This is a genomic window from Nocardia donostiensis, from assembly GCF_002081715.1.
Classification (GTDB): domain Bacteria; phylum Actinomycetota; class Actinomycetes; order Mycobacteriales; family Mycobacteriaceae; genus Nocardia; species Nocardia donostiensis.
Genome location: NZ_MUKP01000002.1, coordinates 1 through 26,619 on the forward strand (window position 1 = coordinate 1; position 26,619 = coordinate 26,619).

27 protein-coding genes are annotated in these 26,619 nt (G+C 66.8%); 20 read left to right on the plus strand and 7 right to left on the minus strand.

The window, feature by feature from the left end; genetic code table 11:
* Together B0T44_RS01535 and B0T44_RS01540 are read right to left on the minus strand one after the other, a co-directional pair.
* A partial coding sequence (locus B0T44_RS01535; RefSeq protein ID WP_176219215.1) for an FAD-dependent oxidoreductase occupies positions 1-355 on the minus strand: 355 nt, incomplete at its 3' end.
* Between the two features lie 212 nt (positions 356-567).
* A complete protein-coding gene (locus B0T44_RS01540) occupies positions 568-2,841 on the minus strand; it encodes an ATP-binding cassette domain-containing protein (protein ID WP_139347651.1) in 2,274 nt (757 codons plus the stop codon).
* A 115-nt stretch (positions 2,842-2,956) separates the two neighbouring features.
* Between B0T44_RS01540 and B0T44_RS01545 the strand changes: the two genes are divergently transcribed.
* Complete coding sequence (locus B0T44_RS01545) at positions 2,957-3,532, plus strand: class I SAM-dependent methyltransferase (protein WP_081511486.1); 576 nt, start codon at positions 2,957-2,959, stop codon at positions 3,530-3,532.
* Here B0T44_RS01545 and B0T44_RS01550 read toward each other — a convergent pair whose 3' ends face one another.
* Positions 3,533-4,414, minus strand: a complete 882-nt coding sequence (locus B0T44_RS01550; RefSeq protein WP_077114905.1) for an LLM class F420-dependent oxidoreductase — start codon at positions 4,412-4,414, stop codon at positions 3,533-3,535.
* A 190-nt stretch (positions 4,415-4,604) separates the two neighbouring features.
* Between B0T44_RS01550 and B0T44_RS01555 the strand changes: the two genes are divergently transcribed.
* Both B0T44_RS01555 and B0T44_RS01560 read left to right on the plus strand, forming a co-directional pair.
* Entirely contained in the window at positions 4,605-4,928 is a 324-nt protein-coding gene (locus B0T44_RS01555) for a hypothetical protein (protein WP_077114906.1), read from the plus strand.
* 319 nt (positions 4,929-5,247) lie between these two features.
* Positions 5,248-5,763, plus strand: coding sequence for a DUF779 domain-containing protein (locus B0T44_RS01560; RefSeq protein ID WP_077114907.1), 516 nt, complete (start codon positions 5,248-5,250; stop codon positions 5,761-5,763).
* On the opposite strand, the gene B0T44_RS01565 is transcribed toward B0T44_RS01560, so the two are convergent.
* On the minus strand, positions 5,657-7,204 hold the full coding sequence (locus tag B0T44_RS01565; RefSeq protein WP_077114908.1) for a succinic semialdehyde dehydrogenase: 1,548 nt from the start codon (positions 7,202-7,204) through the stop codon (positions 5,657-5,659). The genes B0T44_RS01560 and B0T44_RS01565 overlap by 107 nt on opposite strands.
* A 177-nt stretch (positions 7,205-7,381) precedes the next feature.
* Between B0T44_RS01565 and B0T44_RS01570 the strand changes: the two genes are divergently transcribed.
* From B0T44_RS01570 to B0T44_RS01585, 4 genes are read left to right on the plus strand one after another with little or no spacing between them, the layout of a single operon-like run.
* Positions 7,382-9,769 carry a sensor histidine kinase gene (locus tag B0T44_RS01570; RefSeq protein ID WP_081511487.1) on the plus strand — a complete coding sequence of 796 codons (2,388 nt, stop codon included), beginning with the start codon at positions 7,382-7,384 and terminating at the stop codon, positions 9,767-9,769.
* Complete coding sequence (locus B0T44_RS01575) at positions 9,770-10,195, plus strand: roadblock/LC7 domain-containing protein (RefSeq protein ID WP_077114909.1); 426 nt, start codon at positions 9,770-9,772, stop codon at positions 10,193-10,195.
* Between the two features lie 22 nt (positions 10,196-10,217).
* Positions 10,218-10,592 (plus strand): DUF742 domain-containing protein, encoded by a 375-nt coding sequence (locus tag B0T44_RS01580; RefSeq protein ID WP_077114910.1) that lies wholly within the window; start codon positions 10,218-10,220, stop codon positions 10,590-10,592.
* Positions 10,573-11,199: a GTP-binding protein gene (locus B0T44_RS01585; RefSeq protein ID WP_077114911.1), complete on the plus strand. Its 627-nt coding sequence runs from the start codon at positions 10,573-10,575 to the stop codon at positions 11,197-11,199. Before B0T44_RS01580 ends, B0T44_RS01585 begins: the two co-directional genes overlap by 20 nt.
* Before the next feature lie 88 nt (positions 11,200-11,287).
* Here the strand turns inward: B0T44_RS01585 and B0T44_RS01590 are convergent, their stop codons facing one another.
* From B0T44_RS01590 to B0T44_RS01600, 3 genes are all read right to left on the minus strand, one after another.
* Positions 11,288-11,692, minus strand: coding sequence for an NUDIX hydrolase (locus B0T44_RS01590; RefSeq protein ID WP_081511469.1), 405 nt, complete (start codon positions 11,690-11,692; stop codon positions 11,288-11,290).
* Between the two features lie 60 nt (positions 11,693-11,752).
* On the minus strand, positions 11,753-12,856 hold the full coding sequence (locus tag B0T44_RS01595) for a winged helix DNA-binding domain-containing protein (protein ID WP_254854136.1): 1,104 nt from the start codon (positions 12,854-12,856) through the stop codon (positions 11,753-11,755).
* A 213-nt stretch (positions 12,857-13,069) separates the two neighbouring features.
* Complete coding sequence (locus B0T44_RS01600) at positions 13,070-13,453, minus strand: BlaI/MecI/CopY family transcriptional regulator (RefSeq protein WP_077114913.1); 384 nt, start codon at positions 13,451-13,453, stop codon at positions 13,070-13,072.
* Between the two features lie 310 nt (positions 13,454-13,763).
* Here B0T44_RS01600 and B0T44_RS26910 point away from each other — a divergent pair, with 310 nt between their 5' ends.
* From B0T44_RS26910 to nuoK, 13 genes are all read left to right on the plus strand, one after another.
* Positions 13,764-13,934, plus strand: coding sequence for a hypothetical protein (locus B0T44_RS26910; RefSeq protein WP_175647927.1), 171 nt, complete (start codon positions 13,764-13,766; stop codon positions 13,932-13,934).
* Positions 13,935-14,011: 77 nt separating this feature from the next.
* Positions 14,012-14,785 carry a PRC and DUF2382 domain-containing protein gene (locus B0T44_RS01605; protein WP_077114914.1) on the plus strand — a complete coding sequence of 258 codons (774 nt, stop codon included), beginning with the start codon at positions 14,012-14,014 and terminating at the stop codon, positions 14,783-14,785.
* 348 nt (positions 14,786-15,133) lie between these two features.
* Entirely contained in the window at positions 15,134-15,544 is a 411-nt protein-coding gene (locus tag B0T44_RS01610; protein ID WP_077114915.1) for an Rv3143 family two-component system response regulator, read from the plus strand.
* A 322-nt stretch (positions 15,545-15,866) separates the two neighbouring features.
* Positions 15,867-16,247, plus strand: coding sequence for an NADH-quinone oxidoreductase subunit A (locus B0T44_RS01615; protein WP_077114916.1), 381 nt, complete (start codon positions 15,867-15,869; stop codon positions 16,245-16,247).
* A gap of 50 nt (positions 16,248-16,297) precedes the next feature.
* Positions 16,298-16,852, plus strand: a complete 555-nt coding sequence (locus tag B0T44_RS01620; protein ID WP_077114917.1) for a NuoB/complex I 20 kDa subunit family protein — start codon at positions 16,298-16,300, stop codon at positions 16,850-16,852.
* A complete protein-coding gene (locus tag B0T44_RS01625; RefSeq protein WP_077114918.1) occupies positions 16,849-17,565 on the plus strand; it encodes an NADH-quinone oxidoreductase subunit C in 717 nt (238 codons plus the stop codon). Before B0T44_RS01620 ends, B0T44_RS01625 begins: the two co-directional genes overlap by 4 nt.
* Positions 17,565-18,977 carry an NADH-quinone oxidoreductase subunit D gene (locus B0T44_RS01630; RefSeq protein WP_077114919.1) on the plus strand — a complete coding sequence of 471 codons (1,413 nt, stop codon included), beginning with the start codon at positions 17,565-17,567 and terminating at the stop codon, positions 18,975-18,977. The genes B0T44_RS01625 and B0T44_RS01630 overlap by 1 nt, the downstream gene beginning before the upstream one ends.
* Positions 18,974-19,759 carry an NADH-quinone oxidoreductase subunit NuoE gene (gene nuoE, locus B0T44_RS01635; protein WP_081511470.1) on the plus strand — a complete coding sequence of 262 codons (786 nt, stop codon included), beginning with the start codon at positions 18,974-18,976 and terminating at the stop codon, positions 19,757-19,759. Before B0T44_RS01630 ends, nuoE begins: the two co-directional genes overlap by 4 nt.
* Position 19,760: 1 nt before the next feature.
* The gene (gene nuoF, locus B0T44_RS01640; protein ID WP_077114920.1) at positions 19,761-21,089 is read left to right on the plus strand and encodes an NADH-quinone oxidoreductase subunit NuoF; all 1,329 of its coding nucleotides are present in this window, start codon (positions 19,761-19,763) and stop codon (positions 21,087-21,089) included.
* On the plus strand, positions 21,086-23,605 hold the full coding sequence (locus B0T44_RS01645) for an NADH-quinone oxidoreductase subunit G (protein ID WP_077114921.1): 2,520 nt from the start codon (positions 21,086-21,088) through the stop codon (positions 23,603-23,605). The genes nuoF and B0T44_RS01645 overlap by 4 nt, the downstream gene beginning before the upstream one ends.
* A 25-nt stretch (positions 23,606-23,630) precedes the next feature.
* Positions 23,631-25,475 (plus strand): NADH-quinone oxidoreductase subunit NuoH, encoded by a 1,845-nt coding sequence (nuoH, locus tag B0T44_RS01650; RefSeq protein WP_077115144.1) that lies wholly within the window; start codon positions 23,631-23,633, stop codon positions 25,473-25,475.
* Entirely contained in the window at positions 25,472-26,323 is an 852-nt protein-coding gene (locus B0T44_RS01655; RefSeq protein WP_077114922.1) for an NADH-quinone oxidoreductase subunit J, read from the plus strand. The genes nuoH and B0T44_RS01655 overlap by 4 nt, the downstream gene beginning before the upstream one ends.
* On the plus strand, positions 26,320-26,619 hold the full coding sequence (nuoK, locus tag B0T44_RS01660; protein WP_029892786.1) for an NADH-quinone oxidoreductase subunit NuoK: 300 nt from the start codon (positions 26,320-26,322) through the stop codon (positions 26,617-26,619). Before B0T44_RS01655 ends, nuoK begins: the two co-directional genes overlap by 4 nt.

Here is a 26,619-nt window from a genome sequence, read left to right on the forward strand (position 1 = left end):
GCCTGGCACCGGTGGCGATGACGAGACGGTCGTAGCCGAGCCAGTTCCGTTCACCCGACTCCAGATCACGGGCATGTACCCGGGCACGGTCGATATCGATCTCGATGACCTCGGTGCGCAACCGCAGCTCGATATCGCGGGCCCGATGTTCGGCGGGGGTGCGCGCAATGAGCTGGTCACGATCGGCGACCGCACCACCCACCCAATAGGGGATGCCGCAGGCCGAGTACGAGGCGAAATGGCCGCGTTCGAACACGACGATCTCCAGCTCGTCGCGGTTGCGGAGCCTACGGGCCTGCGACGCGGCCGACATACCCGTCGCGTCGCCGCCGATGATCACCAAACGCTCAGCCATACGGGCCACGCTACCCAGCCGCGGTCGTTACCCGGGGTCGCTGAAACCTCGGAATCTCGAATCACGCCGCGCGGCGTCGCTGCTCAGCAATTTCTCGGCTTGGTCGCCACCGCTGCGCGATGTCGTGAGGCAGCGGCTCCTCGGCTCCGGGACGAACGGATCGTGCTGACCGGCCCCGAAGCCGAGGAGAGTGCCGTTGCCACCGCGAGGGCTTATGCCGCGCGATATTTGCGCAGGTACTCTCCGGTCAACGAGGCCGGATGCGCGAGCAGTTCGGCCGGGGTGCCGGTGAATACGATCTGCCCACCGTCTTTGCCGCCGTCGGGGCCCAGATCGATCACCCAGTCGCAGTGGGCGACCACGTCGAGATTGTGTTCGATCACGATCACGGTATTCCCGCGCTCGACCAGTCTGTCCAGCAGCGCCAGCAGCGTGTCCACATCGGACATGTGCAGGCCGGTGGTCGGCTCGTCGAGCACGTAGACGGTGCCGGTGTTCTGCAACTGGGTGGCGAGTTTGATGCGCTGACGTTCACCACCGGACAGGGTGCTCATGGCCTGACCCAGACTCAGATAGTCCAGCCCCACCTCGTTCATGGTGCGCAGTTTCATGTTGATCGACTTCTCGGCGAAGAACTCCAGCGCCTCTTCCGCCGACAGCTCCAGTACATCGGCGATGGATTTGCCGCGCAGCGTGTGCGCGAGTACCGCATCGGAGAACCGGCGGCCGTCGCAGGCGTCGCAATGGGTGGTCACCGGGTCCATATAGGCGACCTCGGTGACGATCACCCCGCGGCCCTCGCACTGCTGGCAGGCACCGCCGGAGTTGAAACTGAACAAACCCGCCGGCTGGCCGGTGGCCTTGGCGAACAGTTTGCGGATCGGGTCCATCAAACCCAGGTAGGTGGCCGGGGTGGATCGTGACGAGGCCCCGATCGCGGACTGGTCGACAAAGATCGCCTCCGGATGTTCGGCGACGAACACGTCCCGGATCAGGCTGCTCTTACCGGAGCCTGCGACGCCGGTGATCGCGGTCAGCACCCCGGTGGGGAGCGTGACGGACACGTCTTTCAGATTGTGCAGGCTTGCGTGTTCGATCAGCAGTTCACCGCGATGCGGCCGGAACTCCTGCTTCACTTGGAACTGTCTGCGCAACCCGGCTCCGGTGGGCGTGTCGGCGTCGCGTAGTTCGGCGAAGCTGCCCTGGAACACCACCCGCCCGCCGTGCACTCCTGCGCGCGGCCCGACATCGACGATATGGTCGGCGATCTGGATGACGTCGGGGTCGTGTTCGACGACGAGCACGGTGTTGCCTTTGTCCCGCAGGGCGCGCAGCAGGTTGTTGAGCCGCCCGACATCACGCGGATGCAACCCGACGCTGGGCTCGTCGAAGATGTAGGTCATCCCGATCAGCGTCGAGGAGAGGTGCTTGATCATCTTCAGCCGCTGTCCTTCACCGCCGGAGAGGGTCGAGGTGGGCCGGTCCAAACTCAGGTACCCGAGCCCGATATCGATCACCCGGCCGAGCGCAGTGCGGATGGCGTCGGCCAGCCCGGTCGCGGCCGGGTCGGTGATCTCGTCGAGCACCGTCATCAGATCGGTGATCTGCAATCGCGACCAGTCGGCGATATTGCGTCCGTCGATGCGAGTGGCCAGCGCATCCGCGTTGAGTCGCGCGCCGTGGCAATCCGGGCAGACGCCTTCGGTGAGGAATTTGCGCATCTGCTCGCGCGTCTTCTCGCTGAGCGTGGACGTATCGCGCTGCAGACGGGTTCGGGTGAACTTGGCCGCCAGCCCCTCGTAGTCGGCTTTCCAGGTGCCCTTGCTGAAAGTCAGCTCCACCTTGCCGCCGCTGCCGTAGAGGAAGTCCTGCCATTCGGCGTCGGTGTAGTCGGCGAGTTTCTTGTCCGGATCGAACCGTCCCGAGCCGCCGTAGAGCTGCCATTCGCCGCCGCCGACGGTGTACCCGGGCAGCAGGATCGCGCCCTCGTTGAGCGATTTGGACCGGTCCACCAGCCGGTCGGGATCGGCCCGCACCGTGATGCCGAGCCCGTCGCAGCCCGGGCACATACCCTGCGGCACATTGAACGAATATTTGTAGACGAAACCCGCGGAGGGGGAGCCGAATCGGGCGAACATCGCCCGCACCATCGAGTAGATATCGGTCATGGTGCCGACCGTGGAGCGCGGGCCGCCACCGACGGGTTGCTGATCGATGATGACCGGTGCGTTCAGATTCTCGATGGCCTCCGCGTGCGGACGCTCGTAGCGGGGCAGGAAGTTGAGGATGAACGCCGGGAAGGTGGCGTAGAGCTGGCGGGTGGATTCGACCGCGATGGTGTCGAACACGATCGACGATTTACCGGAACCGGAGACGCCGGTGAAGACGGTGATCTTGTTCTTGGGTATCTCCAGTGAGACGTCGCGGAGATTGTGTTCGCTGGCTCCGAGTATCCGGATGACATCGGCGGAGTCGGTGAGAGGCATGCACGACACAATGCCACGCGACACCGACAAAACACCCCGTAAAATGTGACGTAAATCACAACCAATGGGGTGCGTGATCGTCTCTAGCAATGGTTGTCGTCGTACCGTGAACGAGGTGAGCCGTGACCCCTACTGGAACCACAACACCCACTACCACCGCTGGCTTCTGGACCGAGTGCCGCCCGGCGCACGCACCGCACTGGACGTCGGCTGCGGCGATGGGCTGCTAGCGGGAAAGCTGGCCGGACGATGTGCATCGGTACTCGGGGTGGACAGCGATGCGAGCATCCTCGAATGCGTGCCAGCCGACCCGCGGGTCCGCGTGGAGCACAGCGATTTTCGTGACCTGACCGGAACCTTCGACATGGTGACCGCGGTCGCCTCGCTGCATCATGTGCCGTTACGCGAGGGTCTGAGCGCGCTGCACCGGCTGGTCGCCCCCGGCGGCACCCTGGCAGTCGTCGGACTGTGGCGGATGAGTCCCGGGCTCGATTTCGGTTATCTGCCGCTGCTGCCCGCGATCTGGGCCATCAACGCCTATCGCAGGCCGGCCGACCCCGGCGCGGCGGTCCTCGACCCGGCCGACACCCTGCATCAGATCCGCACCGCGGCCGCCGCGATCCTGCCCGGCGCCCGTATCCGGCGCAGGCTGCTGTGGCGTTACACCTTACTGTGGCGCAAACCGGCCTGATCAGCGCAGCCGTTCGATCACCGGCGCGAAAATCTCCATCCGGTCCTCTAGCACAGTGATGTAGCTGATTCCGAACCGTTCCCGATACTCACACAGCCGTTGCGCGATGTACTGCGGGCTGCCGACAAGGACGGTCGGCAGTTCGGCCGCACCCGCCACGACCTCGGCGGGCAGCGCCGCCTCATAACGGGTCAACATGTCTGTGCGTTCGGATTCCGGGACCACGGCCTGGACCAGAATGTTCAGTTCGACCTCACCTATGCGCTCCCCCAGCTGCCTGCGCACATAGGCGACCCGCTCGTCGATCTCGTCGGGACCGGCCAGGCGCAGGCCGCCCTCCGCCGTGGCCGCCGCGCCGGTGAAGCCGACCACCGCGGCGTGTTCGGCGGCCAGCTGCAACAGCCGGTCGCCCCAGCCCGCGATGAGCAGCGGCGGGCCACCTGCCTGAGCGGGCGCGGGCTGGTAGTTCGGGTCGGCGAACAGGTCGCGCAGCTTCCCGACCGTCCGCTCCAGGTGGGATACCCGCTGCCCACCGGTGCCGAACGGGATACCGGCGGCATCGAACTCGTCCCGCACGTAGCCGGCACCGAGCCCCAGTTCCAGGCGTCCGTCGATGAACTGGTCGGTGCCCGCGACGTCACGGGCCAGCAGCACCGGGTTGTAGAACGCGGCATTGAGCACGAAGGTGTTGAGCCGGACATGTTCGGTGGATTCGGCGGCCAGCACGAGCGCCGGAAACGGCGGGGCTATGCCGAGATGGTCGGCCACCCCGATCACGTCGTAGCCGAGGGATTCGGCACGACGGCATTTGTCCACCCACTCGGCCCGCGACTGTGGGACGACCATGTTGACACCGAAACGAAAATCGCGCTGCGTAGTCACCCGTCCTCTCTACCAGTGCCTCCGCAGCCACCACAGCCGACACCGCGACATCACCCGCTCACCGGTGGCGACAACACCGGGAACGTGAACGTTGCCACGACTCGACGACCGCCGGGCGAGCGCATGACGCATAGTCTGATATCCATCGTTGCGGGCATCGCCGCCCCACGAGCCGACCAGGAGGACCAAGATGAACACCACGATCGCGCGGGCCGGGCTCGCAGTGGCGGCCGCAGCGCTGACAGCGCTGGTATCGAGCGGGTGCACCGATATCGAGCGCGCCCTCAACAAGGGCGGCGATACGCCGTGCCGGGAGTACATCGAACAGGATCCCGACACGAAACGCACCACCATCACCAAGTTCGTCAAGGAACAGACCACCGACGACCGCGAACCGGCGGGCACCACCGTGGACGCGACCATCGTCGCGGTCGACATGCTGTGCGGCGCCCAAGCCAACGCCGATACCCCGATCAAGAACGCCGATGTCGCGGGAATCTTCATTCGCAAATAGGCGAGACACGTTTTCGGGCCGATAAGCCCTGTCGCCCAGAGCTTCTGACACCGACCGCATACGAGAACATCCCACCTCCGCGCAGACGCAAGAATGTGAACGCAATATGATGACCGGGACGGCGGTCGATCAGCGCCCGCTATCCGCCGGGACAGCAGTGCTCCTGCGGCCCAGCGCGATTCGGCTTCGGCGCACCCTTCTGCCGTCGTGGTCGACGGCGACCGCCGTCCGACGAACTGTGCGAGGGAGCCGCCGTGATACGCCAGGACAGCCAGCAGACACCGATTCCCCAGCGCGGGTCCGGGCCGCGGGCGCGCTGATGGCCTACCGCAGCGATCGCGTGGCGGTCACCGACCGCGCTCGCAACGCCTTGCGTGCCCTGATCGAAGATCACGGGCCGGTCTTGCTGTATCTGTCGTCTGCGGCGACAGACGATCACGCACCCGACTGGCTGCCTGCCCGCGAGTTCCGCGCCGCGACAGAGGATGTGCTGTTCGGTCGGCTGGCCTGGCATACCGAACTGTGGATGAGCCCCGAGCGCTGCGCACTCTTCGAACGCAAGCACCTGACCGTGGACGTGTTCGCCGAAACCGACCTGGCCGCCCCGGCGGATGTGCGTTTCACCATCCGCGCCCGGCGGCTCAGCGCCAGCGAAGCAGCCGAGATCACCACCGAAGCGCCACGCACGACCGTGCAGCGCCGGCCGCTGACCAGCACGGGCGGCTCGCTCAGCGGCCGGGCAGGAAACGCAGACCGCGTGCGAGCGTCATCAGCACCCGCTGCCACACCTCCTGCGGAACCAGCGGCGGCGGATCGAGATTCAGGAACCGGGTGACGACGACGGTCTGCGGTTCGGTGAACTTCAACAGCCCATCGGGTCCATGCCTGCGTCCCACCCCCGAGATACCCATCCCGCCCATCGGCGCGGCGGTGCTGCCCCAGGCCGGCGCATAGCCCTCGTCGACGCAGACGGTGCCCGCTCGCAGCTGTTTCCCGATCCGCTCGCCCTCGGCCTTGCTCTGCGCCCACACGCTGGCGTTCAGCCCGTATTCGGTGTCGTTGGCCCGTTCGATCGCTTCTTCCACGGTGTCGACCGGGTAGATCGATACCAGCGGCCCGAAGGTTTCGTTGCGTCCGCAGTCCATCTCATCGGTGACCTCGGCGAGCACGGTCGGTTCGAAGAACAGCGGGCCGATATCGGGCCGCGGGTTGCCGCCGGTGAGCACCTCCGCGCCTTTGGCGGTGGCGTCGGCGACATGTTTGCTGACGGTCTCCAGCTGGTCCTGCGAGATCAGCGAACCGATATCGGCGGAGCCGTCGTAGGCGGCGCCGAGTTTCGCCGCTTCTACCGCGGCGACGAACTTATCGGTGAACTCGTCTGCGACGCTGCGCTGCACATAAATGCGCTCGATCGAAATACACAGCTGACCGGCGTTGGAGAAACACGCACGTACCGCGGCCTTGGCCGCCTTGTCCAGGTTGGCGCCGCGGGTGACGATCATCGGGTTCTTACCGCCGAGTTCGGCGGAGAAGCCGATGAGACGCTCGCCGCACTGCTGCGCCAGCTTCCGCCCGGTCGCCGAAGAGCCGGTGAACATCAGATAGTCGCAGGTGTCGACCATCGCCTTGCCGACCACCGCACCCGGCCCCGGCACCACGGCGAGCAGATGGCGTGGCAGACCCGCCCGGTACAGCAGTTCGGCGGCCGCCAGCGACGAGAACGGGGTCTGACTGTCGGGTTTGACCAGCACGGCGTTACCCGCCAGCAGCGCCGGTATCGCGTCACCGATCGATAACACCAGCGGATAGTTCCACGGGGCGATTACGGCGACGACCCCCTTGGGCTTGGCGTGCACGGTGGTCCGGTTGAGCACCGGGAACGCACCGGGCACCTGGTACGGACTCAGCAATTTCGGTGCGACACGGGCGAAATACCGGGCCGCGAACATCAAGCCCATGATCTCTTCCTGGGCCGCCCAGCGCGCCTTGCCGGTCTCGGCTTGCACCACATCCATCAGGAACTCGCGATGCTCGACCACCAGCGCACGGAACCGCTCCAGCACCGCAGCCCGTTCCGACGGCGTGCGGGCCGCCCAGTGCGCCTGAGCGCCGCGGCCGTCTTCGGCGGCAGACGCCACGTCCGCAGCTGTGCCCACCGGGACCTCACCCAGCACTCGACCGGTGAAAACCTCGGTGATGGAGCGGGTATCGCGCGGGTTGTCGATAGCGGCGAGCGCACTCAATCGGGCAAAAACAGCGGCGTCGGGCGCGGGCATCGTTGCCTCCTACCTGTGGGTAACTTTTCGTTACACCCCAATCTACTCACCCTGCGACGCCGACGGCGAGTCTCCGGCCGTTCCGCCTCTCTCACGGGTCGGTTGGACTGTCAAACCCGATTCCGTTCACCGGGACCCGGCGCCCGTCTCCACCACGGCATGGTTTACGTTGTGCCGATGTTCGGAGCAAGGCTCGGTGTCCGCACCAGGATTCTGATGATCGCGTTGATCCCGAGCCTGACTCTGCTGGTAGCCGGTGTAGGCGTGGCGGGATACCTGGTCGATCGCAGCTACCAGACCAGGCAGTGGATCGAAGCGATGACCGAGGCCGTCGGCCCCGCCAGGGCCATGATCGAGTCCGTCCAGCAGGAACGGCGCCTGACTCTGGCCCACCTGGCAGGCGATCAGGAAGCCACCACCGCCTTGGCCGTTTCCCGATCACGGACCGACGACGCCCTGGAAGGCGTGTTCACCACCTTGCCCGGACTACGTAGTCTCGACCCCAACGCCATCAACGCCGAAATCGCCGAATTCGACACCCTGCGCCAACACCTGGCCACGGTGCGATCGGCGGCGGACGCACGCCTCCTGCCCACCGCCGATGGCTACATGTTCTATTCACGCCTGCTCGAGGCCGTCACGGTCGGCACCCAGATCGCCCAGCGGACGGCGCCGGACCCGGAGATCGTCGTGGAATTCGCGATGTCGAGCCAGCTCATCCACGCCATCGAGTCGCTCTCACGCAGCAACGCGCTCGCCGAGGCGGCGTTACGCGCCGATACCTCCGTCGCGCTGCCCGACGAGTACGTCCGCCAAGTCGGCGCCTACCACACCGGGATCGCCCAGCTCGTCGCCGAAGTGCACCCCGAATTCCACGACCGCATGCAGTCGCTGTTCACCAGCGGAGCCTGGGCGCGCCTCGCCGCGATGGAGACTGCACTGATCCGGCGCAGTTTCGCCCCGGCGCCGGGCACCGCAGAGGCCGCATCGGCAGCGCCGGTCGTCTTGCCGTCGACCCTGACCGAATGGCAGGGCGCCACGGCGCGGGTGGACCATGAACTGCTCGATCTGTGGGACAAGCACAGTCGTTACGCCCAGGACCTCGCCCACGATTCGGCCACGCGCAGCGCCACGTTCTCGGTGCTCGCCGGTCTCGCATGCGCCGTGACGGCCGTGATTGCCTTCGGTATCTCACTGGTGCTGGCCAACCGGTTCATCCGCAGGCTCAAGCGGCTGCGCGAGGAAACCTTCGCCCTCGCCGACGAACGCCTGCCCGAGATGATGCGCAGGCTGCGGGCCGGTGAAAAGATCGATCCGGAGGCGGAATCCCCCCGCCTGGACTACGGCCGTGACGAGATCGGGGCCGTGGCCACCGCGTTCCAGCATGCGCATGCGGCCGCCGTGGCCGCCGCCGTGACCGAGGCGCGCACCCAGGAGGGGGTGAAGGCGGTGTTCCTCAACATCGCCCACCGCAGCCAGGTCGTGGTGCACCGACAGCTGGAAATCCTCGACGAAGCCGAGCGCCGGGAAGAGGACCCGGCCATGCTGGACACACTGTTCCGGCTCGATCACCTGGCGACCCGGGAACGCCGCAACGCCGAGAACCTGACCATCCTCGGCGGTGGCACGCCGGGACGGCAGTGGCGCAACCCGGTGCCGCTGGTCGACCTGGTGCGCAGCGCGATCGGCGAAACCGTCGACTACGCCCGTGTCCGCTTGGCCAAACTGCCCGATACGCAGATCGCCGGCGGCGCCGTAGCCGACCTCATCCATCTGCTCGCCGAACTGGTCGACAACGCCACCTCGTTCTCCCCGCCCCAGGCGCGAGTGGAGGTCACCGGCAGCGTCGTCGGCAAGGGCGTGGTCCTGGAGATCTCCGACCAGGGTATGGGCATGAAAGCCGACGATCTGGCTCGGGTCAACGAAACGCTCGCCGAACCGCCGGATTTCGGTGTCGCAGCCCTGTCCGCCGATTCCCGGCTCGGGCTCTTCGTGGTGGCGCGGCTGGCCGTCCGGCACGGGGTCATGGTGCGGTTGAGCGAATCCGATTTCGGCGGGGTGTGCGCCACCGTGCTCGTCCCTTCCGCGCTGCTGGCCGACGGCCCCGGCGCGTCCGGTGTCGTCGCACCCCCGCCGCAGCGTCTCGCCGCACCGGCAACGGATTCGGCCGCCGAGACCAGCACCGCAGCCGCAGAGGCCGGGCATACCGCGACCGCAACCCTCGTTGCGGAACCTGCGACAACAAGCCCCGAACCCGAAACACGCCCATCTGCCGCACCCGCGCAGCAGAAACCGGCACCGCTTTCCCCGCCGGAACCGCAATTCACTGCCGATGGTCGACCGGCTTTGCCGCGACGCACCAGGCAGGCTAATCTCGCACCGCAATTGGCGGATTCGGACACCCCGGATTCCGCCGAGCAGCGGCCCCGCTCGCCCGAGCAGGCCAGAGACCTGATGGCGGCGATCGAGATCGGCACGAAACAGGGACGCAAACCGCTGCCCGCCGATGATCCCGGCGTGGTCCGCGGTACGGCCGACGCGTCCTCGGATGAACAGGAAGGCTAAGTGTCAACTTCCACCTCAGGTGATCTGAACTGGTTACTCGACGATCTCGTCGAGCGTCTGGCCGGCGTCCGCAAGGCCGTGGTGTTGTCCACGGACGGCTTGCTGCTCGGCCGCTCCGCCGCCATGGAGCGCGATGACGCCGAACATTTCGCGGCCATGGCCTCCACTCTGTACGGGCTGGCGCGCAGCGCGGGCAGTCGTTTCGACGGCGGCGGCGTGCGTCAGGCGGTGATCGAGCTCGATCGCGCGGTGCTGTTCGTCACCTCCGCCGGTGACAATGCCTGCTTGGCATTACAGGCCGCCGAGACCGCCAATCTCGGCATGGTGGCCTACGAAATGAATCTGACAGTGCAGCGGGTCGGCAACTATCTGTCGACCACGCTGCGCAACACCGGCGCCGCAGAGGCCGAGCCGCAGCGACCGTGACGTCGGCGAGGTTGTTCTGGTTATGACGCGCAACGGTGAGCCGTGGTTCGACGAGGCGGCAGGTCGACTGGTCCGGCCCTATGCCATGACCCGTGGACGCACCATGGGCGCAGGCCACGATCTGGATATGGTTACGGTCGTGGTAGCGACTCGCCCGGCCCCGACCCTGCGTCGGGTCGAGCCCGAGTACGCGGATATCGTTCGGCTGTGCGCGGATCCACAGTCGGTGGCGGAAGTGGCAGCCGTCTTGAATCTGCCGCTGGCGGTGACCAAGATTCTCGTCGGAGATCTGATCGGTGACGGCCATCTGATCTTCCGGTCCCCGGTGCAACCGGAGGCCGGTCCCGGCGACCTCAACGTATTGCGAGCGGTACTGGATGGAATCCGAAAAATTTGACCCTGCCCGCCTCGACCCGAACGGGGTGCCACACCTCGCTGCCTCGGTCAAGGTGCTCGTGGCCGGCGGCTTCGGCGTCGGCAAAACCACCCTGGTGGCCTCGATCAGCGAAATCCCGCCGCTGCGCACCGAGGAGATGATCACCGAGATGAGCACCGGCGTCGACGATCTGTCCGGCGTCGAGTCCAAGACGACCACCACGGTGGCACTGGATTTCGGTCGTATCACCATCGACCGCGATCTGGTGCTGTACCTGTTCGGCACGCCCGGACAGGACCGATTCTGGTTCCTGTGGGACGAACTGGCCCGTGGCGCGTTGGGCGCGGTGGTGCTGGCCGACACCCGCAGGCTCGGCAACTCGTTCGCCGCCATCGATTATTTCGAGCGGCGGCGTCTTCCCTTCCTGGTGGCGGTCAACTGCTTCGACGGCGCTCCGCAGTACACCATCGACGAGGTGCGCGACGCGCTCGACCTCGATCCGGTCACCCCGGTGATGCTGTGCGACGCCCGCAACCGCGAATCGGCGAAGAATGTGCTGCTCAGCCTGATCGAGCATCTCATCGACCGAGCCACCCGCGCGGGAGTAGCGGCCGAACGCAGCACCTAGGGCGCGTCAGCAGAGCGGCACAACCGCCTCCCGATACGCGGAGTGGGCCGGGCACGCCTCGGACAGGCTCGTGCGCGCCCGGCCCGGCTCAGCGCAACAATCCGTTGGCGCGCAGTTCGTCGAACAGTAGACGGTCCACCGGCGGGACCAGTGCCCGGTCGGCGTAGCCGAACCACGCGAGCGCTTCGATCTCGCTGCTGGCGGTGAGCACACCGCGGTAGTCGCCGGTGTAGCAGCTCATCCGCACGCGCATCTGGCAGTGCACGGCCTCATACACGCCGACGTGGGCCACGGTGTCGGGCAGCAGGGCAACGGTGAGCTCTTCGGAGATCTCGCGCACCAGCGTCTGCAGGTCGGACTCGCCCGCTTCACGTTTGCCGCCCGGTATGTAGAACACATCCTTGCCCCGCGGGCGGGCGCACAGGATGCGGCCGTGCTCGATCCGCACCCAGGCCACCGTATCGATCAGGTTCCCGACAAGCCCATCCGTCACCGCGGCAGCTTAACGCGAGCCCCTCTGCTCACCTGTTCAGCAGTCCGTTCCTAGCAACTTCTACTCGGCACGGACCAGGCGAATATCGGCACCGATAGCAGCGGATGTTCGATCGGCGGCGGCGATGAGGTCTGCACCGGGCTGCGCCGAGGGGTCGAACATGTCCACCACGACGCTCTCGCCGCTCAGCTCCCAGGTACCCGCGATACGCCCGTCGACGACGACGATCGGTGCGATCCACCCTGCGGTCCGGCTCACCGCGGACCGGTGCGCGGCCGGGAGCAGTTCGGTGTCTCCGGTTCCTGGGCCGAGTACGTACTGGTCGAACCCGCCGAGCAGATGCACCGACCGCGCAGGTTCCGCAGCGGCCAGCTCTGCCACGTGCTCGCTGCACAGATAGCCGCGCCTGCCCTCGACCTCGACTTCGGTCAGGGCGTCGCCGAGCTCGGCGAACCAGCGCCGCACGGTGGTCTTGCGGTGCGCGCCGCGGGTGAGCCATGCGTCGAAGGCTTCGGGGGTCGCCGGGCCGTACGCGCCGAGGTATGCGGTGATCGCGGTGGCCGCGGCCTGATCGGGGTCGGGCAGGACCGGCCATTCGGCCACCATGCGGGCCGGGCTGGTGAAGGTGATCTTGTTGCCACGGGCGGGGCCGTGACACAGCGCACCCTGCCAGGCCAGCGGTTTGAGCAGCGCACCCCACCCCGATCGCAGCTGCTCGGCCAGACCGGCGAAATCCGGTTCGGCGGCGAGCTCGGTCACCAGTTCCTCGCGGGTCAACTCGGTTGCGGCCAGCAACTCCCGCACCGCGTCGGCCAGGGCGCTCACCTGTCCGGGTGTCGCGCCGAAATTGCGCTGCCATACCGGTTTCTCCCATGTACGCGCAGATGCGATCAGCGAAAGATAGGCGACGGCCAGGTGTGGGGTCATCGCGTGCAGGGTGCCGCGCATGGCCCATGTCTTGATCAGCCTGCCCTCGTTGAGCGCGCTGACCACCGCGCCGGGTTCCGGCACGCGCTGCCGCAAAGCTACCGCGAGCTCCGCCGCCGAGGTCACCTGCGCCTGCACACCGCACAGTCGCTCGGCGACCTGGACCGCGCCGCCGTCCGCGTGTGGTTCCACGAACTGTCGCCGCAACCGCCACGCGAACACCTGATCCCAGCTCACGCGCACCACTCGTCACCCTGGCCTTTCCTTGCCTCGCCCCGCCCGGTCTCGCCTGCCTGCGGTGCATCTTCAGGGCACCGACTCTAAGTACAGCCACCGACAAGCACGACTGCCGGTCGCGCGGACCCGCGCGGTTCACACGGTGTCGACTGTCCGTCTGTGGTGGTGACGGGTGCCCGCAGGCAGACGATGCGGACGACCGGCGGGTGGTTCCTAGAAGCTCGACTCCCGAGACTTCCGTGCGCTGTGGCTGCGCAGCGCCGCGCGTAAACCCGCCGATTCCTCATCGCTGATCCGGGCGACGAAATGACGCAGTACCAGATCGGCGCGTCCGCCGGACCCCAGCGCTTCCAGCATCAGCCCGGCGCAGTACTCCTCCCGGATCGAGGTGGGCCAGTACCGGTAGGCCTTGCCCACGCGTTCGCGTGCCAGCCAGCCCTTACCGTGCAGGTTGTCCATGGTGGACATCACCGTCGTGTAGGCGATGTCGCGGACTGCGCTCAGCTCTTCGAAAATGTCTCGGACGCTGGTTGTTTCGGTGTCGCGATTCCAGATCCGATCCATGATCACCCCCTCAAGATCCCCGAATCCACGCACCGTGCCGACTCCTCATCGATGGCCCGCATCCGTACATACGTAGCGCCGAACATACGTAGCGCCGAACATACGTAGCGCCGAACTTACTCTCTGCGGCGCATGCCTACGGGGCGCGACCGTAGGTTGCGAGGCCGTTCCGTTCTTCTGGTTTCGCCGCGCCGCCTGCCGCGCTCCTGCCCCGGCGGCGAGCGCACCGAATCCGCCCACGCCTAGGTGTTTGCTGCCCCACACTGCGGGTAGTTGCCATGGTGTAGCTGAACATCGTTCCCAGACGGAACGGAGAACTCACTACGAGGCAGGAGCCGATGCCATGCCTGAAACAAAATCCCGCAAATCCAGGATCGATGAAGATACCCAGCGACTGGATATCGATCGTTACCTGGAACATATGGCGGACGAAGCCGACCCGAGCGTGAAACCCACCTCCGAGATCGAGTCGGCCGAACAACTCAGGATCGACGAAACACACGCGACGCGGTGACAGATCGCGTGCGACGCGGTGGCAGGTCGCGTTCTCGGCCCGCCCATCGCACATCAGATGTCAACTGAGGAGGAAACATGGCTCAGAAGGTGGAAGACCTGATCGGAGACGCCGTATACGACACCAGCGGCGACAAGATCGGCAAGGTCAAGCGTGTCTACGTCGACAACAACTCCGGCGCGCCGACCTGGGCCGCGGTGAGCACTGGGCTGTTCAGTGACGATTCGCTGGTTCCACTGGCTGGAGCACAGCTGCGGCAGAACACCGACGAACTGCAGGTCAGGGTACGCAAGGACGCTGTCAAATCTGCGCCCCACCTGGAGCGCGACGGCCTGATCAGCCAAGAATCCGAGGAAGAACTGTTCGTTCACTACGGTATCGACCCCACCCAAGCAGGCTGGGACGACTACGGCAGGCATGCCGCCGCCCCCGAAGCCGGCCGGACGGGCACCGCGGCAGGGATGACCGGCACCGCCCGGGACGACGCCATGGTGCGTTCAGAGGAACGGCTCGATGTCGGCACCCAGCAGGAACCCGCCGGCAAGGCGAGGCTACGCAAGTACGTGGTGACCGAGCAGCAGTCGGTGACCGTGCCGACCACCCACGAAGAAGTCCGCGTCGAGCGCGAGCCGATCACCGAATCCTCTGCAACCAGCCCCGACATGGGTGATGAGGAACGCGAGGTCACACTGCACGAGGACCGGGTGACGGTGAACAAGGAAACGGTTCCGGTCGAGAAGGTCGGGCTGGCCGTGGACGAGGTGGAGGACGAGCAAACCGTCTCCGACAATGTCCGCAAGGAGCGGATCGACGCCGAAGGCACCGGCCGCGACGACCCGCGCCGCCGCTGAGGCGTGCACGATCTGCCGGTCCGGGACCCGGTCCCGGACCGGCGCCGCTGTTCTGGCACAGTGACGAGCAGAGCCATCGCAGGCTGGTCCTTCACCGACCACCCCGATCTCGATCGTCGAGCACTGCGCTGCCGCGAAGTCGCGAGAAAACGCCCGCCACGCGGGCCACGCCGACATCCTGGTCGAGCAGATCCTGGCCGCGGACACCGCGGCTCCAGCGCGATCCTGAGCTCAGCAGCCAGAAGCGAGGTGCGCACGCCACGCGCAAGGGGGAGTTCGCGATCTTCCGCTGCACCGATCTGGGCGAAGCTCCCACGAAGTGAACGGTCCCGGACGTACGATGCGGTCGTGGCCGATGTGAAACGTCCCGCCGCGCTGCGGGTTCTGGTTTACAGCAACGACGCCGACACCCGAAGCCAGGTGATGCTGGCCTTGGGCAAACAGCCACATCCGGACCTACCCCCGCTGGACTACCTCGAGGTCGCCACCGGGCCGGTAGTGCTCGAGCAGATGGACGCGGGCGGTATCGACCTTGCCATTCTCGACGGTGAGGCAGCACCCGTCGGCGGGCTCGGCATCGCCAAACAGCTGAAAGACGAAATCGACCGGTGTCCACCGGTTGTCGTCCTCACCGGCCGCGCCGACGACGCTTGGCTGGCGAGCTGGTCACGAGCCGAAGCAGCGGTCCCGCACCCGATCGACCCGTTCCGGCTCACCGATGCGGTCGTCACGCTGCTGCGCAACCGGGCCGCCGCCTGACCCGACGCAGCAATCCGGCGCGACTCTCCGCCGGATTACCCGCGTTTCGGTCATAAATAGCAGTCCTGAATTCGATCAAACAGCACCGCGAAACCGCGTTCACCCTGCCGCGACAGTTGTAGGCTGTGCGGTAGCTCACATGAGCGCGGGCGATGATATGACGACCCGCAACGCCAGGTTCCCCGTTCGCCCCTCACCTCGCAGCCCGAGGCCATGAGGCGACCGCCGGGCGATGCGGACGACCAGCCCATCGCCCGGACCTCGTTCGAGGATCGGACGGCACAACCGTCCGCTCCAGTTCGCAAGGAGGGGAAGCGCAGTCGTGAACACCGAACTGCCGATACTCGTACTCGGCGCGATCGCCGCCGCCTTCGCGGTGGTATCCATTCTGATCGCGGCGCTGATCGGGCCGAAACGCTACAACCGCGCCAAACTACAGGCCTACGAGTGCGGCATCGAGCCAACCCCGCACGCCGTCGCGGGCGGCACGGGAAACCTTGCCGGCCAGCGTTTTCCGGTGAAGTACTACCTCACCGCGATGCTGTTCATCATCTTCGACATCGAGATCGTGTTCCTGTACCCGTGGGCGGTCCATTTCGACGCGCTCGGTGTGTTCGGTCTCGCCGCGATGGCGTTGTTCATCGTCAATGTCTCGGTCGCCTACGCCTACGAATGGCGCCGCGGCGGCCTCAGCTGGGACTGACCAGGACCGGCACCGCCAACGAGCACACCGGAAGTGAGAAGTAGTCGAGTATGGGTCTGGAAGAAAAACTGCCCAGCGGCTTCCTGCTGAGCACGGTCGAAAGCCTCGCCGGTTATCTGCGCAAAGGCTCGCTGTGGCCCGCCACGTTCGGCCTGGCCTGCTGCGCTATCGAGATGATGGCCACCGGTGCGGGCCGGTTCGATTCGGCCCGCTTCGGCATGGAGGTGTTCCGCGCCTCCCCCCGCCAAGCCGATCTGATGATCGTCGCCGGACGGGTGAGCCAGAAGATGGCGCCGGTACTGCGCCAGGTCTACGACCAGATGACGGAACCGAAATGGGTGCTGGCCATGGGCGTCTGTGCCTCCTCCGGTGGCATGTTCAACAACTACGCCATCGTGCAGGGCGTCGACCACATCGTCCCCGTCGACATCTATCTACCCGGCTGCCCGCCGCGGCCGGAAATGCTGCTCAACGCGATCCTGGCGCTGCACAGCAAAATTCAGGAAATGCCGATGGGCGTCAACCGCGAAGAAGCCATCCGCGCCGCCGAACAGGCCGCGCTCGCCGCCACCCCCACCATCCGGATGGAAGGTCTGCTGCGATGAGCACCGACCGCCCCGAGGACACCGGCAATCCCGCCGAGCGGGCGAACGACGAGGTCATCGATGTGCGGCGCGGGATGTTCGGCGTCAGCGGCACCGGCGACACCTCCGGTTACGGCAGACTGGTCCGCGAAGTCAGCCTGCCCGGCGGCACCCCGCCGCCCTACGGCGGATACTTCGACGATATCGTCGCTGCACTACGCGCTGCGCTGGCCGGCCCCGATTTCGACGCCGAGTTCGATACCGCGGTCGACAAAGTCGTCGTCTTCCGCGACGAACTCACCCTCCACGTACGCCGCGAACACCTACCGGCGGTAGCGCAGGCGCTCCGCGACGCCCCCGCGCTGCGATTCGAACTGTGCCTCGGCGTCAGCGGCGTGCACTACCCACACGACACCGGCCGCGAACTGCACGCCGTGTACCACCTGATGTCGATCACCCACAACCGCCGGATCCGCGTCGAGGTGTCCGCACCCGACGCCGACCCGCATATCCCGTCGCTGTATCGGGTGTATCCGACCACCGACTGGCACGAGCGGGAAACCTACGACTTCTTCGGCATCCAGTTCGTCGGGCATCCCTCGCTCACCCGCATCACCATGCCTGACGACTGGCGCGGCCACCCCCAGCGCAAGGACTACCCGCTCGGCGGGATCCCGGTCGAATACAAGGGCGCGCGTATCCCGCCGCCCGACGAGCGGAGGGCGTACAGCTGATGAGCAATACCGATACCAAACCCGGCGTCGGCGGCCGCACCGACAACCAACAGCCGGAAACCACCGAACGGCGACACGGCGATCAGGAGCTACCACCCGGCGCCGACCGCACCGGCGAGGAGGCGACCGGCACAGTTGTCACCGTCGCAGGCCAGGACTGGGACGAGGTCGCCGAGGCGCTGCGCGGTTCCGGCGAAGAACGCATCGTCGTCAATATGGGACCGCAACATCCCTCCACCCACGGTGTGCTGCGGTTGATCCTGGAAATCGAGGGCGAAACCGTCACCGAGGCCCGCTGCGGAATCGGCTACCTGCACACCGGGATCGAGAAGAACCTCGAATTCCGCAACTGGACCCAGGGCGTCACCTTCGTCACCCGGATGGACTATCTGTCCCCGTTCTTCAACGAGGCCGCCTACTGCCTGGCCGTAGAAAAACTACTGGGGATCACCGAGCAGATCCCCGAACGCGCCACGGTGGTGCGCGTGCTGCTGATGGAGCTCAACCGCATCTCCTCGCACCTGGTCGCGCTGGCCACCGGCGGTATGGAGATGGGCGCGCTCACCCCGATGCTGTTCGGCTTCCGGGAACGTGAACTGATCCTCGACGTATTCGAAACCATCACCGGGCTGCGCATGAACCACGCCTACATCCGGCCCGGCGGCCTGGCCCAGGACGTGCCCGACGACGGCGTGACAAAAGTGCGCGAACTGCTGACCCTGCTGCCGAAGCGGTTGCGCGATATGGAGCATCTGCTCAGCCACAACCCGATCTGGAAGGCACGCACCCGCAACATCGGCTACCTCGACCTCACCGGTTGTATGGCGCTGGGCATCACCGGACCGGTGCTGCGCGCTACCGGGCTCCCGCACGATCTGCGCAAATCAATGCCCTACTGCGACTACCAGAGCTACGAATTCGATATCCCCACCACCGATGGCTGCGACTGTTACGGCCGCTACCTCATCCGTATCGAGGAGATGAAGGAGTCGCTCAAAATCGTCGAACAATGCGTGGACCGGTTGCGTCCCGGCCCGGTGATGGTGGACGACAAGAAGCTCGCCTGGCCCGCCGACCTACAACTGGGCCCCGACGGCCTGGGCAACTCACCCCGCCATATCGGCAAGATCATGGGCACCTCGATGGAGGGGCTGATCCACCACTTCAAACTCGTCACCGAAGGCATGCGGGTACCGGCGGGTCAGGTGTATGTGGGGGTCGAATCGCCGCGCGGCGAACTGGGCGTGCACATGGTCAGCGACGGCGGCACCCGCCCCTACCGGGTGCACTACCGCGACCCCTCGTTCACCAACCTGCAGGCGGTGGCCGCCATGTGCGAAGGCGGAATGGTCGCCGACGTGATCGCCTCCGTCGCCAGTATCGATCCCGTCATGGGCGGAGTGGACCGATGACCGAAATACTGTTGCGCCTGACCACCCGGCCCGAACCGTACCCGGCCGAGGTGCGCGAACGTCTGGAACCGGACGCGAAACAGATCATCGGCCGCTATCCGCAGCCCCGGTCGGCGCTGCTGCCGCTGCTGCATCTGGTGCAGGCCGAAGAGGGCTACGTCAGCGGCGCCGGAATAGAGTTCTGCGCCGAGCAGCTCGGGCTCACCGCAGCCGAAGTCACCGCCGTGGCCACGTTCTATTCGATGTTCCGGCGCACCCCCACCGGCGACTACCACGTCGGCGTGTGCACCAACACGCTGTGCGCAGTGCTCGGCGGCGACGCCATCCTCGCCGCACTCCGCGAACATCTGGGCATCGAGCACGGGGAAACCACCGACGACGGCACCATCACCCTCGACCACGTCGAATGCAACGCGGCCTGCGATTACGCACCCGTGGTGATGGTCAACTGGGAATTCTTCGACAACCAGACCCCAGAATCGGCGCGCGCCCTCGTCGACGCATTACGGGCCGGCGACACCGTCACCCCGACCAGGGGAGCGCCGCTGTGCACCTTCCGGGAAACCGCACGCGTCCTCGCCGGATTCCCCGATGAACGTCCCGGCGTCCTCGACGGCGAACCGGGCGCGCCCACCCTTGCCGGGCTGCGCGTCGCAGACCGGCAGGAGACGGCAGCTCCCGAGGCGGGCGACGACCCCGGCGAGCGTGTCAGGCCCGGAGACGATAGCTCGCGTGACCACGGAGGGCCCCACGATCGCCGCAACAACACGGGCGGTGCCTGATATGACGCTGACCCCGGTACTGACCCGCAGCTGGGACCGCCCCCGCTCCTGGACCATCGACACCTACCGTGCCCACGGCGGCTACGAAGCCGTGCCGCTGGCGCTGCGCATGTCTCCCGACGAGGTCATCCAGAGCGTCAAGGACGCCGGGTTGCGCGGCCGCGGTGGCGCCGGGTTCCCCACCGGCATGAAATGGAGTTTCATCCCCCAGGGCCCCGAGCCAGACGGCAGCCATAAACCGCACTACCTGGTGGTCAATGCCGACGAGTCCGAACCGGGCACCTGCAAGGACATCCCACTGCTGCTGGCCGACCCGCATGCCCTGATCGAAGGCGTGATCATCGCCGCCTACGCGATCCGCGCCGCCACCGCGTTCATCTACCTGCGCGGTGAAGTGGTTCCGGTGCTGCGACGACTGCAGGCGGCCGTCGCCGATGCCTACGCGGCCGGGTTCCTCGGTTCCGACATCCTCGGCAGCGGCTACGACCTGGAATTGATCGTGCACGCAGGGGCGGGCGCCTACATCTGCGGTGAGGAAACCGCACTGCTCGATTCGCTGGAAGGGCGGCGCGGCCAACCTCGACTGCGGCCTCCCTTCCCCGCCGTCGCCGGTCTGTACGCCAGCCCCACGGTGGTGAACAACGTCGAATCCATTGCCAGCGTGCCGCCGATCATCCGGCACGGCACCGCATGGTTCCGCTCCATGGGCAGCGAAAAATCGCCCGGCTTCACCGTGTACTCGCTGTCCGGGCACGTCACCATCCCCGGCCAGTACGAGGCGCCGCTGGGCATCACCCTGCGGGAACTGCTCGACTACGCCGGCGGCGTCCGCACCGGGCATCAGCTCAAGTTCTGGACACCGGGTGGTTCGTCCACACCGCTGCTCACGGCCGAACACCTCGACGTGCCGCTCGACTACGAGAACGTCGCCGCGGCCGGATCCATGCTCGGCACCAAGGCATTGCAGATCTTCGACGACACCACCTGTGTGGTCCGGGCCGTGCTGCGCTGGACGGAGTTCTACGCCCACGAATCGTGCGGCAAATGCACGCCGTGCCGGGAAGGGACGTACTGGCTGGTTCAGCTGCTCACCCGGCTGGAGGCCGGGCAGGGCACCGAAGCCGACCTGGAGAAGCTGCTCGATATCTGCGACAACATCAACGGCAAATCGTTCTGTGCGCTCGGCGACGGCGCGGCCAGCCCGATCGTCTCGTCACTGAAATACTTCCGCGACGAGTACATCGACCACCTGCTCTTCGGTGGCTGCCCGTTCGATCCCGCACGCTGCACCGCCTGGGCCGGTACCGCGGCCGGAGAGGGAACCCGATGACCGCCACCGTCCGCACCGACGCCAGCGATCTGCAGCCCGCCGACCTGGTCAGCGTCACCATCGACGGAACGACGGTCAGCGTGCCCGCGGGCACCCTGCTCATCCGGGCCGCCGAACTGATCGGTATCCAGATCCCCCGCTTCTGCGACCATCCGCTGCTCGAACCGGTGGGGGCCTGCCGCCAGTGCCTCGTCGAAGTCGAAGGCCAGCGCAAACCCGTCGCCTCCTGCACCATGACGGTCACCGACGGGATGGTGGCCCGTACCCAGCTCACCTCACCGGTCGCCGACAAGGCCCAGCAGGGGGTCATGGAACTGCTGCTGATCAACCATCCGCTGGACTGCCCGGTCTGCGATAAGGGCGGCGAATGCCCGTTGCAGAACCAGGCCATGTCCAACGGCCGCCCGGAAACCCGCTTCGAGGGAACCAAACGCACCTACCCGAAGCCGATCCCGTTGTCGAGCGCGGTGCTGCTGGATCGGGAACGCTGCGTGCTGTGCGCCCGCTGCACCCGATTCAGTCAGCAGATCGCGGGCGATCCGTTCATCGAACTGATGGAACGCGGCGCGCTACAGCAGGTCGGTACCGCTACGGCCGAACCGCTGGACTCCTATTTCTCCGGCAACACCGTGCAGATCTGCCCGGTGGGGGCGCTGACCGGAACCAGCTACCGGTTCCGCGCGCGGCCCTTCGACCTGGTGTCCAGCCCGAACGTCTGCGAACATTGCGCTTCCGGCTGCGCGCAGCGCACCGACCATCGCCGCGGCAAAGTTATGCGCCGCCTCGCCGGCGACGACCCGCAGGTCAACGACGAATGGAACTGCGACAAGGGCCGCTGGGCCTTCGCCTACACCACCGAACGCGACCGCATCACCACACCGATGCTGCGGAACCCCGACGGAGAACTCGTCCCGTGTTCGTGGTCGGAAGCACTGGCCGCCACCGCCCGTGGGCTACGCGCGGCGCTCGGCAACGCGGCTGTGCTGACCGGCGGACGTCTCACCGTCGAAGATGCCTACGCCTACAGCAAGTTCGCTCGTACCGTTTTGGCCACCAACGATATCGACTTCCGCGCCAGGGCCCATTCCGCTGAGGAAGCCGAATTCCTCTCCGCCAGGATCGCCGGGCAGCCCATGGCTGTCGGCTACGACAGCCTCGCTGCCGCGCCGGTGGTGTTGCTGGCCGGTTTCGAGGCGGAAGAAGAATCGCCGATCGTCTATCTGCGGCTGCGCAAGGCCGCGCGCACCCGCGGGCTACGGGTGTTCTCCCTCGCGGCGTACGCCTCACGCGGACTGGAACGCATGAGCGGCACGCTGATCCCGACCGTGCCGGGCGCCGAACCGCATATGCTCGCGGCGATCCGCTCCGGCGCCGGGGAACCCGACGGTGGGGGACGCGGCCCGGAGCACGACCACCGGCCGGACCTGCCTGCCGAACAGCTACAGGAGCTCGCGCGGCTGCTGCGGGAACCCGGCGCGGTGATCATGGTCGGTGAACGACTGGCCGGGTTCCCCGGCGCATTGTCGGCGGCGGCACAACTGGCCGACGACACCGGCGCCGCCCTGGCCTGGGTGCCACGTCGCGCCGGGGAACGCGGCGCGCTGGAAGCCGGTGCGCTGCCGACCCTGCTACCAGGTGGGCGACCCGTGGTGGACGAGCAGGCCAGAAGCCAGGTGTGCCAGGTGTGGAACGTGGCGGACCTACCGTCCTCTCCTGGCCGCGACACCAGCGGAATCCTCGCCGACGCGTCCGGCCTCGGCGCACTGCTGGTCGGCGGTGTCGAGGTCGCCGACCTGCCCGACCCGCCCGGCGCGCTGGCCGCGCTGGACGCCGCCGAATTCGTGGTCTCGCTCGAACAACGCCACAGCGAGGTCACCGACCGTGCCGATGTGGTGTTCCCGGTCGCTTCGGCGATGGAGAAACCGGGAACCTTCCTCACCTGGGAGGGCCGCTCACGCCCGTTCCAGGCCGCGCTCGCCGACAGCACCGTCCGCCGCACCTCCGCGCCGCTGCCCGACCTGCGGGTGCTGCACACCATCGCCGCTGAAATGGGTGTGCGGCTCGACCTGCCCGATACCGCGGCGGCCCGCCGCGAACTCGCCGAACTCGGTATCTGGGACAGCACACGCACTCCCGCGCCCGCCCACCTGCCGCATCCCACGCCCCGGCCGAGTCCCGGCACAGCGGTGCTGGCCGGCTGGCGGATGCTGCTCGACTCCGGCCGGATGCAAGACGGCGCACCAGAACTGGCCGGTACCGCGCGACCTGCTGTCGCGCGACTGTCGGCGGCGACCGCCGACGAAATAGGCGCAAGCGACGGCGAACCGATCACCGTCACCACCGAACACGGCAGCCTCACCGTGGCGCTATCGGTCACCGCGATGCCCGACCGAGTGGTGTGGCTGCCCCTGAACTCGCCCGGCTGCTCGGTGTACGCCGAACTGGGCACCCAGCCCGGCAGCGTCGTAGGTCTGCGGCGCGCCGACCAGAGGACGAAGGAACACCACCATGAGTGATCCGACTCTGTTCACAGCGGCGACCATGGGGCCCTCCGTGGTCACGCGAGCTACCGCCTCCGGGCCTGACACGCTCGCCGGATTCGGTCACGACCCGCTGTGGCTCATCATCGCCAAAGCGCTCGCCGTGTTCGTCTTCCTGCTCCTCACCGTGCTGTTCGGGGTGCTCGCCGAACGCAAGATCGTCGCCTGGATGCAGATGCGAGTCGGCCCCAACCGGGTCGGCCCCAAAGGCAGTCTGCAAAGCGTCGCCGACGGGGTGAAGATGGCTTTCAAAGAAGACATCGTGCCCGCCGTAGTGGACAAACCGATCTTCATCCTCGCGCCGATCCTGGCGGTGGTCCCGGCGGTGCTCGCATTCGCGGTCATCCCGTTCGGCCCCGAAGTGTCGATCCTCGGTCACCGCACGGCCCTGCAATTGACCGATCTGCCCGTCGGAGTGCTCTACATCCTGGCCATCACCTCGGTCGGCGTGTACGGGATCGTGCTGGCCGGGTGGGCGTCCGGTTCGACCTATCCACTGCTGGGCGGGCTGCGCTCCACTGCGCAGGTCATCTCCTATGAGATCGCGATGGCGCTGTGTTTCGCTGCGGTGTTCCTGCTCGGCGGGACGATGGCCACCTCCGGCATCATCGCCGCCCAGCACGACACCTGGTATGTGTTCCTGCTGCTGCCGTCGTTCCTGATCTACTGCGTATCCATGGTCGGTGAGACCAACCGGGCTCCGTTCGACCTGCCCGAAGCCGAAGGCGAACTCGTCGGCGGTTTCCACACCGAATACTCGTCGCTGAAGTTCGCGATGTTCATGCTCGCCGAATACGTGAACATGGCAACGGTTTCCGCGCTCGCCACCACCCTGTTCCTCGGCGGCTGGCGGGCACCGTGGCCGTTGAGCATCTGGGCGGGCGCGAACACCGGCTGGTGGCCACTGGTGTGGTTCGTCGCCAAGGTGTGGATGTTCCTGTTCGTGTTCATCTGGCTGCGCGGCACCCTGCCGCGGCTCCGTTACGACCAGTTCATGAAGCTCGGGTGGAAGCTGCTCATCCCCACCTCGCTGCTGTGGGTGATGCTGGTGGCCGCCGCTCGTATCGCCGAACTCGAGGGCCTGCACATCCAGACCCCGGTCCTGGTGATCACCGGGGTGCTCATCTCCGGTCTGCTGGTCGGGCTGTTCTTGCGCGCCGGACGCGCATCCGGCCCACCACCGCCTGCGGAAGAACGGCCCGAGGGCGAGGTTTTCCTCGGTTTCCCGGTGCCGCCACTACCGAAGGACCGAACGCACGTCGTCGGCGAGCCCGGCCTGTTCGAACCGCTGGCCGGTTTCGCCGTCACCGCCGCCACCATGTTCAAAAAACCCAATACCGAGTTCTATCCGGAGCAGAAGGTGCCAACCGCACCGCGCTACCACGGTCGCCATCAGCTCAACCGGCACCCCGACGGTCTGGAGAAATGCATCGGATGCGAACTGTGCGCCTGGGCCTGCCCGGCCGACGCCATCTATGTCGAGGGCGCGGACAACACCGACACCGAACGCTTCTCCCCCGGTGAACGCTACGGCCGCGTGTACCAGATCAACTATCTGCGCTGCATCGGCTGCGGTTTGTGTATCGAGGCATGCCCGACGCGCGCGTTGACCATGACCAACGATTACGAGCTCGTCGACGACAACCGCGCGGACCTGATCTACGAGAAGGACCGGCTGCTCGCACCGCTGGAACCCGGTATGGACGCGCCACCGCACGATATGCGACCCGGCACCACCGAAGCCGACTACTACCTCGGCGCCGTGCACGGCAGCAACAACGGCGACAACGGCGACAACGGCGACAACACAGCCGCTGCGGTCATGACGGAAGGAGCTGCCCGATGACGCTCACGACCGCGCTGGCAGCCACCGCGCCGCTGGCCGCCGAACCGCTCACCCGCACCTCCACCGGTGAAGCCGTCCAATTCTGGATCCTCGCCCCGCTGGCGATCATAGGTGCGCTCGGTATGGTGTTCGCCGCCAAGGCGGTGCATTCGGCGATCTGCCTGGCCGCCACCATGATCGCGCTCGCGGTGTTCTATATCGGCCAAGACGCGTTGTTCCTCGGCGTCGTACAGGTCGTCGTCTACACCGGCGCGGTGATGATGCTGTTCCTGTTCGTGCTCATGCTGGTCGGCGTCGACTCCGCGGAGTCGCTGCGGGAAACCCTGCGCGGACAGCGGTGGGCCGCCGCCGCTGTCGGTGCCGGGTTCGGGCTGCTGCTCATCACCGGAATCGCCCACGGTATCCGCACTTCCGGCGTCGAATTCCCCGCCACCGGCTTCCCCGGCCACGATGTGATCGGCTCGCTGGCGGAACTGATCTTCCTCCGCTACGTGTGGGCATTCGAGCTCACCGGCGCCCTACTGATTGCCGCCACCATCGGCGCCATGGTGCTGGCGCACCGGACACCGGCCACGCCCCGCCCGACCCAACGGGAACTGTCCCGCAGGCGGTTCCGCGACCCCGGCGACAACCGGGCGACACCGCTACCCACCCCCGGCGTCTACGCCCGGCACAACGCCGTCGACGTTCCCGCCCGCCTACCGGACGGCTCGTTCGAGGAGCTGTCGGTGTCGACCATCCTGCGCCACCGCCGCAACCTGGCGCTCACCGAGGCCGCCGTCAGCTCGGTCGCGGGGCCGGCAGACGGCGACACATCCCGCACGGCCGATGAGGAAGGTAACCGGTGAACCCCGAGAACTATCTTTTCCTGTCCGCGCTGCTGTTCACCATCGGCGCCGCCGGTGTGTTGTTGCGGCGCAACGCGATCGTGGTGTTCATGTGCATCGAGCTGATGCTCAACGCCGTCAACCTCGCGTTCGTCACCTTCGCCCGGCTGCATGCGAACCTCGACGGCCAGGTCTTCGCGTTCTTCACCATGGTGGTCGCCGCGGCCGAGGTCGTGGTCGGCCTGGCCATCATCATGACCATTTTCCGCGCCCGCCGCTCGACCTCGGTCGACGACGCCAACCTGCTGAAGTTCTGA